At 48.6% G+C, this 14,967-nt stretch carries 13 protein-coding genes and 1 pseudogene; 7 read left to right on the top strand and 7 right to left on the bottom strand.

The window, feature by feature from the left end; all coding sequences use genetic code 11:
- Positions 1-73: 73 nt before the first annotated feature.
- Positions 74-844, top strand: a pseudogene (locus tag FC814_RS15375) (MFS transporter); the annotation flags it as partial.
- Positions 845-1,017: 173 nt separating this feature from the next.
- Complete coding sequence (smrA, locus tag FC814_RS15370) at positions 1,018-1,581, top strand: DNA endonuclease SmrA (protein WP_001046841.1); 564 nt, start codon at positions 1,018-1,020, stop codon at positions 1,579-1,581.
- A 20-nt stretch (positions 1,582-1,601) separates the two neighbouring features.
- On the opposite strand, the gene FC814_RS15365 is transcribed toward smrA, so the two are convergent.
- Positions 1,602-2,834, bottom strand: coding sequence for a sensor domain-containing diguanylate cyclase (locus tag FC814_RS15365; RefSeq protein WP_137326149.1), 1,233 nt, complete (start codon positions 2,832-2,834; stop codon positions 1,602-1,604).
- Positions 2,835-3,029: 195 nt separating this feature from the next.
- On the opposite strand from FC814_RS15365, the gene FC814_RS23225 reads away from it, so the two are divergent.
- The 4 genes from FC814_RS23225 (at position 3,030) to dbpA (ending at position 5,926) form a co-directional block, all read left to right on the top strand.
- Entirely contained in the window at positions 3,030-3,077 is a 48-nt protein-coding gene (locus FC814_RS23225; RefSeq protein ID WP_212741833.1) for a hypothetical protein, read from the top strand.
- 14 nt (positions 3,078-3,091) lie between these two features.
- On the top strand, positions 3,092-4,075 hold the full coding sequence (gene zntB, locus FC814_RS15360) for a zinc transporter ZntB (protein WP_016158374.1): 984 nt from the start codon (positions 3,092-3,094) through the stop codon (positions 4,073-4,075).
- Positions 4,076-4,349: 274 nt separating this feature from the next.
- Positions 4,350-4,523, top strand: coding sequence for a protein YnaL (gene ynaL / locus FC814_RS23220; RefSeq protein ID WP_032225105.1), 174 nt, complete (start codon positions 4,350-4,352; stop codon positions 4,521-4,523).
- A 29-nt stretch (positions 4,524-4,552) separates the two neighbouring features.
- Positions 4,553-5,926 carry an ATP-dependent RNA helicase DbpA gene (gene dbpA, locus FC814_RS15355; RefSeq protein WP_000123765.1) on the top strand — a complete coding sequence of 458 codons (1,374 nt, stop codon included), beginning with the start codon at positions 4,553-4,555 and terminating at the stop codon, positions 5,924-5,926.
- A 94-nt stretch (positions 5,927-6,020) separates the two neighbouring features.
- On the opposite strand, the gene ttcA is transcribed toward dbpA, so the two are convergent.
- The 4 genes from ttcA to nifJ all read right to left on the bottom strand — a co-directional run bounded on the left by ttcA (position 6,021) and on the right by nifJ (position 12,732).
- Positions 6,021-6,956, bottom strand: a complete 936-nt coding sequence (ttcA, locus tag FC814_RS15350; protein ID WP_032225108.1) for a tRNA 2-thiocytidine(32) synthetase TtcA — start codon at positions 6,954-6,956, stop codon at positions 6,021-6,023.
- A 176-nt stretch (positions 6,957-7,132) separates the two neighbouring features.
- On the bottom strand, positions 7,133-7,567 hold the full coding sequence (gene uspF / locus FC814_RS15345; protein WP_001082294.1) for a universal stress protein UspF: 435 nt from the start codon (positions 7,565-7,567) through the stop codon (positions 7,133-7,135).
- A 140-nt stretch (positions 7,568-7,707) separates the two neighbouring features.
- A complete protein-coding gene (ompN, locus tag FC814_RS15340) occupies positions 7,708-8,841 on the bottom strand; it encodes a porin OmpN (protein WP_000836969.1) in 1,134 nt (377 codons plus the stop codon).
- 366 nt (positions 8,842-9,207) lie between these two features.
- Entirely contained in the window at positions 9,208-12,732 is a 3,525-nt protein-coding gene (nifJ, locus tag FC814_RS15335; protein WP_137326148.1) for a pyruvate:ferredoxin (flavodoxin) oxidoreductase, read from the bottom strand.
- A 273-nt stretch (positions 12,733-13,005) separates the two neighbouring features.
- On the opposite strand from nifJ, the gene FC814_RS15330 reads away from it, so the two are divergent.
- Positions 13,006-13,272, top strand: a complete 267-nt coding sequence (locus tag FC814_RS15330; protein ID WP_001203005.1) for a DUF333 domain-containing protein — start codon at positions 13,006-13,008, stop codon at positions 13,270-13,272.
- Here FC814_RS15330 and hslJ read toward each other — a convergent pair.
- Positions 13,269-13,691 carry a heat shock protein HslJ gene (gene hslJ / locus FC814_RS15325; protein WP_010348254.1) on the bottom strand — a complete coding sequence of 141 codons (423 nt, stop codon included), beginning with the start codon at positions 13,689-13,691 and terminating at the stop codon, positions 13,269-13,271. The two genes, FC814_RS15330 and hslJ, sit on opposite strands and share 4 nt — an antisense overlap.
- A gap of 156 nt (positions 13,692-13,847) precedes the next feature.
- Positions 13,848-14,837 (bottom strand): D-lactate dehydrogenase, encoded by a 990-nt coding sequence (gene ldhA, locus FC814_RS15320; RefSeq protein WP_000762235.1) that lies wholly within the window; start codon positions 14,835-14,837, stop codon positions 13,848-13,850.
- Positions 14,838-14,967 lie beyond the last annotated feature (130 nt).

Here is a 14,967-nt window from a genome sequence, read left to right as displayed (position 1 = left end):
GAAAGCGTGCGTATTGCCTGAAAACACAACCCGCTACGGGGGAGACTTACCCGAAATCTGATTTATTCAACAAAGCCTATCCAATCCGATCATGGATCTTCATGCTTTTAAGGATAAAAATTTTACGCTGGGATGTTTTTTTTCTTTTTCTGGAGGAGTTGGGATATTCTCTACTGTATATTTAATACCTGTATTTTTGGGGCGGGTTCGCGGATTAAATGCCGAAGAGATAGGTTTTGCCGTTTGCACAACAGGTATCTTCCAGTTACTTTCTGTTCCCTTTTACTTCTGGTTAACTAAAAAAATAAATCTGCGATGGCTGTTGATGGCGGGGCTGGGGGGATTTGTGTTTTCAATGTATCTTTTTACCCCTATAACCCACGAATGGGGATGGCAGGAGTTACTGTTTCCACAGGCCATCAGAGGGATTTCGCAGCAGTTTGCGATGGCTCCCATCGTAACATTAACGCTGGGAAGAATTCCCAAAGAACGGCTGAAGTTAGCCTCAGGTGTATTTAATTTAACACGTAATCTTGGGGGCGCGATTGGTATTGCCCTGTGTGGCACTATTCTCAATAACCGAACTAATTTTCATTTTTTGAGAATGGGTGAAAAAATGGTTTCTGTTCCCCATACGGTGAATGACTTCATTTCCAGAAGTGCTTTATTTTTTAATCGCAGTGGAAGTGACCAGACATCGGAAATACTGGCTTCAACCAAATTGTTGAGTCAATTGATGTTGCGGGAGGCACAAACTATGGCATTTTCGGATACCTTTCTGCTAATCAGTGGCCTGTTACTCATCGCATTTATGTTGACTCCTGCGATGAACAAATCACCCTGATCGGATGCCTGTGCTGAATTAAACCCGGTCTAAACTGTTCGATACTGTCACCAGGCTAGTATAAAATGCCCCGCCAGTGCAGACACCAGCAGGTATGGAGCAAAGTATTGTTTCAATCTGTGAAGTGAACGATGCCGCAAATATCAGATGTGTGAAGGTGCATAGGAGGTTACATGAACCTTGACGACAAATCGCTGTTTCTTGACGCCATGGAAGATGTCCAGCCACTGAAGCGCGCTACAGATGTCCACTGGCATCCAACGCGTAACCAACGTGCGCCGCAGCGTATCGACACGCTGCAACTTGATAATTTCCTTACTACTGGATTTCTCGACATCATCCCGCGAAGCCAGCCGCTGGAGTTTCGGCGAGAAGGGCTGCAACATGGGGTGCTGGATAAGTTACGCAGCGGTAAATATCCGCAGCAGGCCAGCCTGAATCTTCTACGTCAGCCGGTGGAAGAGTGCCGCAAAATGGTGTTCATTTTTATTCAACAGGCATTGGCGGATGGTTTACGTAACGTGCTGATTATTCATGGCAAAGGGCGGGACGATAAATCGCACGCCAACATTGTTCGCAGCTATGTGGCGCGCTGGCTGACTGAATTTGATGATGTCCAGGCATATTGTACCGCGCTACCGCATCATGGCGGCAGCGGGGCGTGTTACGTCGCACTCCGTAAAACGGCGCAGGCGAAGCAGGAAAACTGGGAGCGCCACGCTAAACGCAGCCGTTGATCACGGGACGCTTCCGTGGCTTATGCTGCCAGCACGCGGTTGCGTCCATCATTTTTTGCCCGATACAACGCATCATCGACCCGTTTAAACAGTTCATCGATACTTTCATTTCCTTCGTGATGCGCCACGCCAATACTGACGGTGAAGCGCGGCAAGCCCGAAATGCTCACTTTTGCCACGCTCAAGCGGATCGTTTCAGCCAAGGAAAGTGCAGTATCCAGAGGGGCTCTGGGCAATAATAAGACGAACTCTTCACCACCCCAGCGAAACACCAAATCGCCTTTGCGGGCGCTGCTTTCGAGTGTACGGGCAAGCGTGCATAACACTTCATCCCCTTTCTGATGACCGTATAAGTCATTGATATGTTTAAAACGATCGGTGTCGATGAGCAACAAACTGTAGTCCTGAGCGATTGCCAGGTGCTGCATCTGTCCTGGGTCAGTTATGTGGTAAAACTGTCGACGGTTAAGTAACCCCGTTAGCGCATCATGGTGGGCAGCATGTTCCAGCTGTTCCTCCAGCCGTTTTTGCTCAGTAATATCATGTACGATACATAACATTAACCTGTCACCGTAAATCTCAATTGGCCCAGCATAAGTTTGTACGTGTCGAACGGAACCATCTGCCAGTTTATGGACAAAATTGAGGGGTTTATGCCCGCCGGGCAAACGTGAAATTTCATGCATGACAGGCATAACGCGACGCCCAAGCATATTAATTTCCCAGGTGTGTTTCTGACACATTGTTTCATGGTTATAGCCATAGAAATTAAGCGCGGCCAGATTAGCATCGACGATTTGGCCATCACGCGAGGGATCTATCAACAACATTGGCGCGGAGTTAGTCAGAAAAAAACGAGCATAAAACCCTTGTTTTTTACGTTGATAATTCGCTGAACGGCTGGCCTTTAAACCCAGAGTTGCGGGTGTTTCCATTCCTTCAAATATAATGACTTTTCCAGTGTCACTAATCTCGTTGAGGGTCAACCGACAGCTTAATGCTGTATCTTCACCATTACGCTGGACAGTGAGGATTTCTACAATATCAAGCTGGTTATGCAGGTCTGTCAGGTATTTTGGCAGTTCGTTTTGCGAGGAGATGGAATAGAGCCCGGTACGTAGTTGACTAAAAGTGCGTTCTTGCATCAACAGTCGCGCAGCACTATTGGCATAAATTAATTTTTCCTCGAAAGGGGAAACGATCCAGACAGGACTTGTTAATAAGTCCAGAGTATTGAAGTTGTGCGTAGTCATTGAAATCCCGTTATTTTTATCAATCTTTTGTTACTACCTGATCGCAAAAATGCCACGACAAATGATCAGATAATTCTGATAATGATAGACGCTATTTAACGCTTTACACGTTTTCAAATCAGGAAAAGTATTTTGCTTTCTGTATTTAATTTTGACAGGATTTTATTAATCATTTCAGGGTAATGGGGTGATGAGATTTTGCGTAACATGACCAGAAGACTAGACTACAAAATAATCCGTTGATGATGGAGGCAACTGTGGAAGTGATTAAGGGAGCGGACGTAAATGTCCCGGATGCAGTATTTGCCTGGATTCTGGATGGCAAAGGTGGCGTTAAACCGCTGGAAAATACAGATGAGATAGATGAAGCGCATCCTTGCTGGCTCCACCTCAATTATGTGCACCATGACAGCGCCCAGTGGCTGGCGACGACACCACTGCTGCCAAATAATGTGCGCGATGCGCTGGCGGGAGAAAGTACACGGCCCAGAGTCAGTCGTCTTGGCGAAGGGACGCTGATTACTTTGCGCTGCATTAATGGCAGTACTGATGAACGTCCCGACCAGTTGGTGGCCATGCGTGTTTATATGGACGGACGGTTAATTGTCTCGACCCGACAACGTAAAGTGTTGGCGTTGGATGATGTGGTTAGCGATCTGGAAGAGGGCACTGGTCCGACCGATTGCGGCGGCTGGTTGGTGGATGTTTGTGATGCGTTGACCGATCATTCCAGTGAGTTTATAGAACAACTGCACGATAAAATTATCGACCTGGAAGATAATCTACTCGATCAACAAATTCCTCCGCGCGGTTTCCTGGCGCTACTGCGTAAACAATTAATTGTTATGCGTCGCTATATGGCGCCTCAACGTGATGTTTATGCTCGTCTTGCCAGTGAGCGCCTGCCGTGGATGAATGACGACCAGCGCCGCCGAATGCAGGATATTGCCGATCGTCTCGGACGTGGTCTGGATGAGATTGACGCTTGTATTGCCCGAACTGGCGTGATGGCGGATGAAATCGCCCAGGTCATGCAGGAAAACTTAGCGCGTCGCACGTATACGATGTCCTTGATGGCAATGGTCTTTTTACCCAGTACGTTTTTAACGGGATTATTTGGTGTCAACCTTGGTGGTATTCCTGGCGGGGGATGGCAATTCGGTTTTTCGCTTTTTTGTATTCTGTTAGTTGTTCTTATTGGTGGTGTTGCTTTATGGTTGCATCGTAGTAAATGGTTGTAACAAAAGAAAATTTGTCTACTTCCTGTATACAAAAACGCCGTAAAGTTTGAGCGAAGTCAATAAACTCTCTACCCATTCAGGGCAATATCTTCCTCGCAGGTGAATGCAACGTCAAGCGATGGGCGTTGCGCTCCATATTGTCTTACTTCCTTTTTTGAATTACTGCATAGCACAATTGATTCGTACGACGCCGACTTAGATGAGTCGGCTTTTTTTTGCCTGTTATTTGTCAGCGTCTACCCTTTAAGAGTCCACCCAATGACCGGAGGGAAATATGACGACACTCATTTATTTGCAAATTCCTGTCCCTGAACCGATTCCTGGCGATCCCATTCCTGTGCCTGATCCGATTCCTCGTCCGCAACCTATGCCCGACCCGCCGCCAGATGAAGAACCGATTAAATTGTCGCATCGTGAGCGTAGATCTGCGAGGATACGCGCCTGCTAATTTTGCGTCGATGACCACGAGAATAGATTGTGACCGCTTTTTCTACCCTGAACGTTTTGCCTCCCGCCCAGCTCACTAACCTTAATGAGTTGGGTTATTTAACCATGACACCGGTACAGGCCGCCGCGCTTCCGGCGATCCTTGCCGGAAAAGACGTTCGCGTGCAGGCGAAAACCGGCAGCGGCAAAACGGCGGCATTTGGCCTCGGGTTGTTACAGCAAATTGATGCGTCGCTGTTTCAGACCCAGGCTTTAGTACTGTGTCCTACGCGTGAGCTGGCGGATCAGGTTGCCGGGGAGTTACGTCGGTTGGCGCGTTTTCTGCCGAATACCAAAATTTTGACCTTGTGCGGTGGTCAACCGTTCGGTATGCAGCGTGATTCGCTGCAACATGCGCCGCATATTATCGTGGCAACGCCGGGTCGTTTGCTGGATCACCTGCAAAAAGGCACGGTATCGTTGGATGCGTTGAATACGCTGGTGATGGATGAAGCCGACCGCATGTTGGATATGGGATTTAGTGATGCCATTGATGAGGTGATCCGTTTTGCACCGGTTTCTCGTCAGACGCTTTTGTTTTCGGCGACCTGGCCAGATGCAATTGCCGCGATTAGCGGTCGTGTTCAACGCGATCCTTTGGCGATTGAAATTGACTCAACAGATGCTCTGCCACCCATTGAACAACAATTTTATGAGACATCCAGCAAAGGCAAAATTCCGCTGTTGCAACGGTTATTAAGTTTGCATCAGCCATCCTCTTGCGTGGTGTTTTGCAATACCAAAAAAGATTGTCAGGCTGTGTGTGACGCGCTTAATGAAGTAGGGCAAAGTGCATTGTCGTTACATGGCGACCTGGAGCAACGTGATCGCGATCAGACCCTGGTACGTTTTGCTAACGGTAGCGCCCGCGTGCTGGTAGCGACCGATGTCGCAGCGCGCGGTCTGGATATCAAATCTCTTGAGCTGGTAGTGAACTTTGAGCTGGCGTGGGATCCCGAAGTTCATGTACATCGCATCGGTCGTACAGCTCGTGCAGGAAATAGCGGTCTGGCGATCAGTTTCTGTGCTCCGGAAGAAGCACAGCGGGCCAATATCATTTCTGACATGTTGCAGATAAAACTTAACTGGCAAACGCCGCCATCTAATAGTTCCATTGTGCCGCTGGAAGCAGAAATGGCAACGTTGTGTATCGATGGTGGGAAAAAAGCCAAAATGCGCCCGGGTGATGTATTAGGTGCGCTGACAGGAGATATCGGGCTTGATGGCGCAGATATTGGCAAAATCGCCGTGCATCCGGCGCATGTCTATGTCGCGGTGCGTCAGGCTGTTGCTCATAAAGCATGGAAACAGTTACAGGGCGGGAAGATTAAAGGAAAAACGTGCCGGGTGCGGTTATTAAAATAATGAAACGTTGTAATGCCGGATGCGACGCTGGTTGCGTCTTATCCGGCCTAAACAACAGTTGCCCGATAATCTTGCGCATCGGGCGCTATCCTGGTTATTTCACTTCAACCACATTCAGCCGTAATTCATCCAGCTGATTCTCATCTTCTTCAGGCTGCCAGCCCGCAGGCTGTAGTGGGATATCTTCGCGATCAAACGCCAGATCACCGCCGTTAACCACTTCGGAACCGTGGGTAATGCCTTTGAAATCGAAAAGAGTGGTATCGCACAAATGAGACGGCACAACATTCTGCATCGCGCTGAACATCGTCTCAATTCGCCCCGGATAACGCTTATCCCAGTCACGCAGCATATCGGCAATCACCTGACGTTGCAGGTTAGGCTGTGAACCGCAAAGGTTGCACGGAATAATCGGAAACGCTTTCGCATCGGCAAAACGTTGAATATCTTTTTCGCGGCAGTAGGCCAGCGGACGAATCACGATATGTTTGCCATCATCGCTCATCAGTTTCGGCGGCATACCTTTCATCTTGCCGCCGTAGAACATATTCAGGAACAACGTTTGCAGGATATCGTCACGATGGTGACCCAGTGCGATCTTCGTTGCTCCCAGTTCCGTTGCGGTGCGATAGAGGATGCCGCGACGCAGACGAGAGCACAGTGAGCAGGTAGTTTTGCCCTCCGGGATCTTCTCTTTCACGATACCGTAAGTGTTCTCTTCAACAATCTTGTACTCAACGCCCAGCTTTTCAAGATACTCCGGCAGGACGTGTTCCGGGAAGCCAGGTTGTTTCTGGTCGAGGTTAACGGCAACCAGCGAAAAACTGATTGGCGCACTTTGCTGCAAATTACGCAAAATCTCCAGCATGGTATAGCTGTCCTTACCACCGGAGAGGCAAACCATAATGCGATCGCCATCTTCAATCATATTGAAGTCAGCAATGGCTTCGCCTACGTTACGACGCAGACGTTTTTGCAATTTGTTCAGGTTGTATTGTTCTTTCTTACTAATTTCTTGATTTTGCGACATTTAAAAGCGACTCAATTCGTTATATGGCATCAGAAGAGTATGCGTCATGCCGGAATGTCCAGCATAAGAAATCTGATATAAAAACTGTGGCGTGTATGGTACGGATTAGAGGGGAAAATGTCAGCACATTTGCGAAATGAATCAAAAAGCCCGCAGCGACGTGCGGGCGTTAGTTTTTAGCGCACGACCAGCACGGAGCACTCTGCATGACGCACGACGGCGGCGGCGTTAGAGCCGAGCAGGTAGGTGGTGATATCCGGTCGATGGGAGGCAATGATGATCATATGAGCAGGGATCTTTTTCGCCATTTCCAGAATGCGGTCTTTTGGCGAACCTTCTTCAACATGAACATGCACTCTGTCAGTCGGCAGTTTGAATTTTTTAATTATCTCTTCCAGTTGCGATTTAGCTTCCGCTTTCAGGTCATCCATTGCCGGCAATTCTGCGGAATACGCTAAACCCAGAGAGGCATAGTAGGGCAGCGAAGGTATTACCGTCAGGAAATGAACCTCTGCATCATCAATCTTTGCCTCGGCTTCAACGTGACTAATCACGCGTTGAGTTAATTCTGAATCGGAAATATCGATAGGGACAAGAATCGTTCTGTTCATAAAACCTCCTGTTTTAGTATCCGCATAAAGTGTAACGCCAGATGAGGTCTTTTGTATAATGACGGAGTTCACATTTTTAATTTAGATTAAGCAGGATTCAATAAGTAGAAAAAGCCCGCCAGAGAGGCGGGCAGGCAGGATTAGAACTGATAAACCAGACCTAAAGCGACAATATCATCGGTAGAGATACCGTTGGCAGCGTAGAAGCTGTCATCTTCATCCAACAAGTTAATTTTATAATCAACATAGGTAGACATATTTTTGTTGAAATAATATGTCGCGCCAACGTCGGCGTATTTGACCAGATCTTTATCGTCAACACCGGCCGGATTATCAGTACCACCGGCAGCATTCAGGTCACGCCCTTTAGACATCAGGAAAGACACTGCCGGTCGCAGACCAAAGTCAAACTGATATTGGGCAGTGACTTCAAAGTTCTGGGTCTTGTTCGCAACGGCGTAATCGCTGTTGCCAAATGGTGTCATATTACGCGTTTCGGAATACATGGTTGCCAGATAAATGTTGTTAGCATCATATTTTAATCCGGCAGTCCAGGCATCGGCTTTATCGCCACCTGCCGCAGTATGGTTGACCTGATCATTGGTGCGGTCTGAGGAGGTGTATGCCGCGCCCGCGCTAAAGCCCATACCTAAATCGTAGGTTGTGGAAAGCCCCCAGCCGTCGCCGTTTTCATGACGAACATCACGTCCGTTGTTGGTGCCTTCCTGACCGTTGTTTGCACCTTCGTTATTACCCTGATACTGCACTGCGAAGTTCAGACCATTAACCAGGTCGAAGAAATCAGTATTACGATATGTCGCTACGCCATTAGCACGACCGGTCATAAAGTTGTCTGCATTGGTGTAGGAGTCACCGCCAAATTCTGGCAGCATATCGGTCCAGCCCTCTACGTCGTACATTACACCGTAATTACGTCCGTAATCGAAAGAACCGTAATTTGCAAACTTCAATCCGGCGAATGCCAGACGAGTCCAGGACTGGTTTTTTGAGGATTCAGTATTGTTTGCCTGAATATTGTATTCCCACTGACCATAGCCAGTGAGTTGATCGTTAATTTGTGTTTCGCCTTTAAATCCAAGACGTGCATAGCTCTGATCGCCATCTTTTGCAGAACTATCAGAAAAATAATGCAGGCCATCAACTTTGCCATAAAGATCTAATTTATTGCCGTCTTTATTATAAATTTCTGCTGCATGTACAGCACCTGCGGCGAGCAGGGCAGGGATTAAGAGTGCCAGTATTTTGCTTTTCATTGAAAAAATCCTTTAGTTATTTTATTTGCCTTTTTCTCCCCGTTTGGGAAGTGAAAACATCCTAAAGGAAAAGTTCCATTAGCCGATAAATGTCATTTATTACGCCTTAAGTAAAACCTTAATCAAATAATTCCTGAGAAATGATGATTGGTTTGGTGAATGATTTGATGGTTATACATACAAAATAAAAATTATACTTTTAAAAAATGATGCGTTATTCTGCGTGGGTTATATGCCTTTATTGTCACAGATATTATTTGTTGTTGGGTCATTGCTATAGTTATTTCTTTCCCAACAAATAAAAAGACAAGCCCGAACTTTCATTCGGGCTTTTTTTTCGTTCTGGATAATCCTTATCCGACGACGCTACTCGGTGCCACTTTTATCCGTTTTTCCTGCCATTTGCGCGAGGAAGTCATAGCGTTTTTGCAGATCGGCTGCGGCATCTTTCCATAACTGTTCCGCCACTTCTGGCTGTTGCGAATTCAGACGGCGGAAACGTTGCTCATGGAGCAATGTCTCTTCCAGAGCCTCTGATGGCGGACGTGAATCCAGCGCCAGTGGCAGTTTGCTTTCATCAGCACGACGTGGATCAAAGCGATACAGCGGCCAGAAGCCGGTTGCGGTGAGTTGGCGCATCTGGTCGTGACTCAATGCCAGGTCATAACCGTGCTCTTCACATGGACTGTAAGCAATGATCAGCGACGGCCCAGGATAGGCTTCCGCTTCCTGAATTGCTTTTACCGTCTGGTTCAACTGCGCGCCGAGAGAAATCTGCGCCACATAAACATGACCGTACATCATCATACTGACGCCGAGGTCTTTACGCGCTTTGCGTTTACCGTGTTCGCCAAACTTAGTCACCGCGCCGAGCGGCGTGGCTTTTGACGCCTGACCACCGGTATTGGAATAGCATTGCGTGTCCAGCACCAGAATGTTGACGTTTTCCGTCAGGCTTAATACATGATCCAGACCTCCGAAGCCGATATCGTAAGCCCAGCCATCGCCACCTATCAGCCAGATTGATTTTTCCACCAGCGCATCAGCGTCGCGTAGTAGTTCATGAGCTTCACTCACATCTTTGAGATGCTGGCGCAGCGTGGCAACCTGTTCGCGACGAACGTCTGGCGTGGCATCTGATTTCAACGCTGCCAGTAACTCCGCAGGAATTTTATCAGCAAACTGATCCAGCAGACGCAATACGCGGACACGATGCTGATCGACCGTCAGGCGGAAGCCCAGGCCAAATTCGGCGTTATCTTCAAACAGTGAATTCGCCCATGCTGGGCCTCGACCGTTGGCATCAGTGGTATACGGTGTGGACGGCAGATTACCGCCGTAAATTGACGAACAGCCCGTGGCGTTAGCGATTAACATCCGGTCGCCATAGAGTTGAGTCAGCAATTTGATATATGGCGTTTCGCCACAACCGGAACAAGCACCAGAATATTCAAACAGCGGTGTGATTAACTGCGAAGTCCGAATATCAATACGTTCCAGTTTGCTGCGGTCGATTTCTGGTAAGTTGAGGAAGAAGTCGTAATTGATTTTCTCTTCTTCCACATGTTCCAGACGCGACATCATATTGATGGCTTTGATCTCTGGATTCTGGCGGTCTTTCGCCGGGCAAACTTCAACACACAAATTACAGCCGGTGCAATCTTCCGGTGCGACCTGCAACACATATTTCTGCCCGCGCATATCGCGCGATTTTACATCCAGTGAATGCAGGCTGGCAGGGGCGTTTTCCATTGCTTCGGGCGGCACCACTTTTGCGCGAATAGCTGAATGTGGGCAAGCGGCGACGCAATGGTTACATTGGGTACAGAGTTCCTCTTTCCAGATAGGGATCTCTTCGGCGATATTGCGTTTTTCCCAGCGCGTGGTTCCCATCGGCCATGTGCCGTCTGGCGGCAGCGCCGAAACGGGGAGGGCATCGCCAAGTCCGGCGAGCATTGCTGCGGTAACGGTTTTAACGAAATCAGGGGCAGCATCGGAAACCACCGGCGGTCGATTCGCACTATGTGGATTGACCGGCTGCAACGGAACTTCTTCTACGGATTCTCGCGCCAGCGCCAGTGCCTGCCAGTTACGTTCCACCAGATCCTGGCCTTTGCTGCTGTAGCTTTTGGCAATCGCCCCCTGCAACTCGGCCAGGGCGCTGTCGCCAGGCAGAATTTGCGTCAGGTGGAAAAACGCCATCTGCATTACGGTGTTAATACGAGCTGCCAGTCCACATTCACGCGCGATTTTCGCTGCGTTAATGACATAAAAGCGTGCTTTTTTCTGATTCAGTACTGCCTGCACTTCTTGCGGCAACCGCGACCAGACGTCATCGGCACTGTACGGGGTGTTAAGCAGGAAAATGCCGCCGGGTTTCAGACGTTCTGCCATCTGATATTTGTCGATAAACTGCAACTGGTGGCAGCCAACAAAATCAGCCTGGGGAATCAGATATGCAGAACGAATTGGATGTTCGCTCACGCGCAGGTGAGAAACTGTCAGACCACCGGCTTTTTTGGAGTCGTAAACAAAATAACCCTGTGCATACCACGGCGTGGAGTTACCAATAATCTTGATATTATTTTTGGTCGCGGAAACGCTGCCATCACTGCCCAGACCATAAAACAGGGCTTCCAGCTTCGCGGAGTTTGGCAGGGTATTTTCTGGCAATGGTAGCGACAGATTGGTTACATCATCGTAAATACCGACGGTAAAACGGGGTTTTGGTTTGGCTGTGTTAAGTTCGGCAAATACTGCCAGCACGCAATCCGGGCCAAACTCTTTGGACGATAAGCCATAGCGCCCGCCAATGACGCGTGGCAGTGTTTCACGCTCGCCATTATTAAAGGCTTCCGCCAGCGCGGTCATTACGTCCAGATACAGTGGTTCTGCCTGGGCGCCCGGTTCTTTGGTGCGATCCAGCACCGCGACAGTTCGCACAGAGTCTGGCAATGTTTGCAGTAAATGTTTGGCGGAGAACGGGCGGTATAGTCGAACTTTCAGCACCCCGACTTTTTCGCCACGGGTAAGTAACTCATCAACCACTTCTTCACAAGTACCGATGGCAGATCCCATCAGGATAATCACCCGTTCTGCTTGTGGATGCCCGTAGTATTCAAAAGGCTGATACTGACGACCCGTAGCGGCGGCGAAATCATTCATCGCCTGTTCAACATGGTCGTAAACTGCGTTGTACCACGGGTTAGTAGCTTCACGAGACTGGAAGTAAGTATCAGGATTGGCGGATGTACCGCGAATCACCGGATGTTCCGGGTTCAGCGCGCGGGCGCGGTGGGCATCAATTTCTGCCTGCGGCATCAGTTCAAGAATCGTGTCGTCAGCCAGTGGAACAATTTTGTTGATCTCGTGGGACGTGCGGAAACCATCAAAAAAATGAATAAACGGCACACGGCTTTTTAGTGTCGCGATATGCGAAATGAGGGCGAAGTCCTGCGCTTCCTGAACGTTTGCTGCACACAACATGGCGCAACCGGTTTGGCGCACGGCCATCACATCTGAATGATCGCCAAAAATAGAGAGTGCATGAGTAGCGACGGTACGCGCTGCTACATGCAGTACAAACGGCGTCAGTTCGCCCGCCAGTTTGTACAACGTCGGAATCATCAGCAGTAAACCCTGCGATGATGTAAACGATGTCGAGAGAGCACCCGTTTGCAACGCGCCGTGCACGGTCGCGATAGCACCAGCTTCTGACTGCATTTCAACCACACGAGGCGTATCTCCCCACACGTTTTTCAAGCCGTTTCCGGCCCAGGCATCGGCCTGTTCCGCCATCGTGGAACTTGGGGTAATAGGGTAGATGGCGATAACTTCACTGGTGCGAAATGCCACCGAAGCTACCGCGCCATTACCGTCAATTGTGATCATACGACACCCTTACATTGCGCAAATGAGGGGCACACGAAAAAGCTGCGCGCCCAGTAGTTATCTCTCAATTTTAGCAAATGGCCTTCTGTTGCATTTTCGCTTTTGTGTCCCTCATATCTGCGTAATGAATGTTTTGATCAAACAGTGGACAAAAAAATAGCGATAAAAAAGTAACAATGCGTTGCAACACACATAGTTGTTCTCGACGTAGTCGTCTGTGCTGCCTATTATTTACGGCGGTGTCGTTTGGTTTAAAGATTAGAGGAAGTAAAGATGCGAGCAGTGTTGTGGGTCGGGTGTGCCGCTTTATTGTTATCGGCGTGTAGTAGTGAACCAGTTCAGCAGGCAACTGCGGCGCATGTGGCGCCTGGTTTAAAAGCGTCCATGTCCAGTAGCGGTGAAGCGAATTGCGCGATGATTGGTGGTTCGCTATCCGTTGCCCGTCAACTTGACGGAACGGCTATTGGCATGTGTGCATTACCCAACGGCAAACGCTGTAGCGAACAGTCACTTGCCGCCGGAAGCTGTGGCAGCTATTAATTCATTAAATCCGCCAGCTTATAGGTTAATGTCTGTTTCGCGGTGGCCAGCGTTAACTGGTTCGCAGTCAGATCGACTTGCGCACCTTCTTTCAGCATTTCGCTGATGGTGTGATCGAGTTCATTAAGCTGAGGAGTGGCACACATCATGCGGGTCATTGCCAGCCCTTTAACTTTCAGTTCACCGCCAGAAAGTTTACCCTCGCCGCTAAAGCGGTTGCACATTTTGCCGGAAATCATCATCTTTTCACCAAAGCTGATTTCTGGCGGGTTTTTATCGCTGGTAACAGGTTGACCGTTGACACTTTCCAGCACAAAGCGGTGATGCTGTAATTGTTCTGGCGTCACAGCAATTTTGTCATTACTTACACATCCCGCCATCAGCAGGCTTAACGCAACAAGCGCGGCTACTTTCTTCATTTTGGTTCTCAACTTAAGGTATAAATCAGGTGCTGACTGCCGAATGCAACGCGACGCGTCTTATCCGTCCTGCAAAACATATTTTAAGAATAGAGGATGAAAGATCTTTGGGGATTATCTGAATAAGCTCCCCTGACTTGCAGGGGAGCAGCAAGATTAAACCAGTTCGTTCGGGCAGGGTTCGCCTTTTTCCAGATTGCTTAAGTTTTGCAGCGTGGTCTGGGAAATACTGGTCAGAGCTTCTGCCGTCAGAAATGCCTGGTGTCCGGTAAACAGCACGTTATGGCAGGCAGACAGACGACGGAATACGTCATCCTGGATCACGTCGTTGGATTTATCTTCAAAGAACAGATCGCGTTCGTTTTCATACACGTCCATCCCCAGCGAGCCAATTTTCTGGTTTTTCAGAGCTTCAATTGCCGCCTGAGAATCAATCAATGCGCCACGACTGGTGTTGACGATCATTACGCCGTTTTTCATCTGTTCAAACGCTGCCTCATTCAGCAGGTGGTAGTTCTCCGGCGTCAGTGGGCAGTGCAGGGAGATAACGTCTGATTCAGAGAACAGGGTCGGCAGATCAACATACTCCACACCAAGTTCCAGCGCCGCCGCACTTGGGTACGGATCGAACGCAAGCAGACGCATACCAAAACCTTTCAGAATGCGCAGCATAGCCACACCGATCTTACCGGTGCCGATAACGCCCGCTGTTTTGCCATACATGGTAAAGCCAGTCAGACCTTCCAGAGAAAAGTTGGCGTCACGGGTACGCTGATACGCGCGGTGAATACGGCGGTTCAGCGTCATCATCATACCGATAGCGTGTTCAGCGACGGCTTCCGGATCGTAGGCTGGAACACGGACTACTTTCAGCCCAAGTTCTTTTGCCGCATCAAGATCGACGTTATTGAAACCGGCACAGCGCAGGGCGATATATTTAACGCCGTGCTTTTTCAGCTCTTCCAGCACCGGGCGGCTGCCGTCATCATTTACGAAAATACATACCGCTTCGCAGCCATTGGCGGTTTTGGCGGTTTTTTCCGTCAGCAGAAAGTCAAAAAATTCCAGCTCAAAGCCAAAGGACTCGTTCACCTGTTGCAGGTACTTCTTGTCGTACTGTTTTGTGCTATAAACGGCGAGTTTCATAAGACTTTCTCCAGTGATGTTGAATCACATTTAAGCTACTAAAAATATTTTACAAAATTTCAAATATAATTGAAAGTCATGACCATATTGAAAAATTCATCAACAACTATGCTTAGTGTAGGCGCAACCT

It is taken from the genome of Escherichia sp. MR, assembly GCF_005280595.1.
In the GTDB taxonomy this organism is placed as follows: domain Bacteria; phylum Pseudomonadota; class Gammaproteobacteria; order Enterobacterales; family Enterobacteriaceae; genus Escherichia; species Escherichia ruysiae.
Note: the sequence above shows the minus strand (reverse complement) of the source record. Positions and strands in the feature narration are given on the sequence as shown.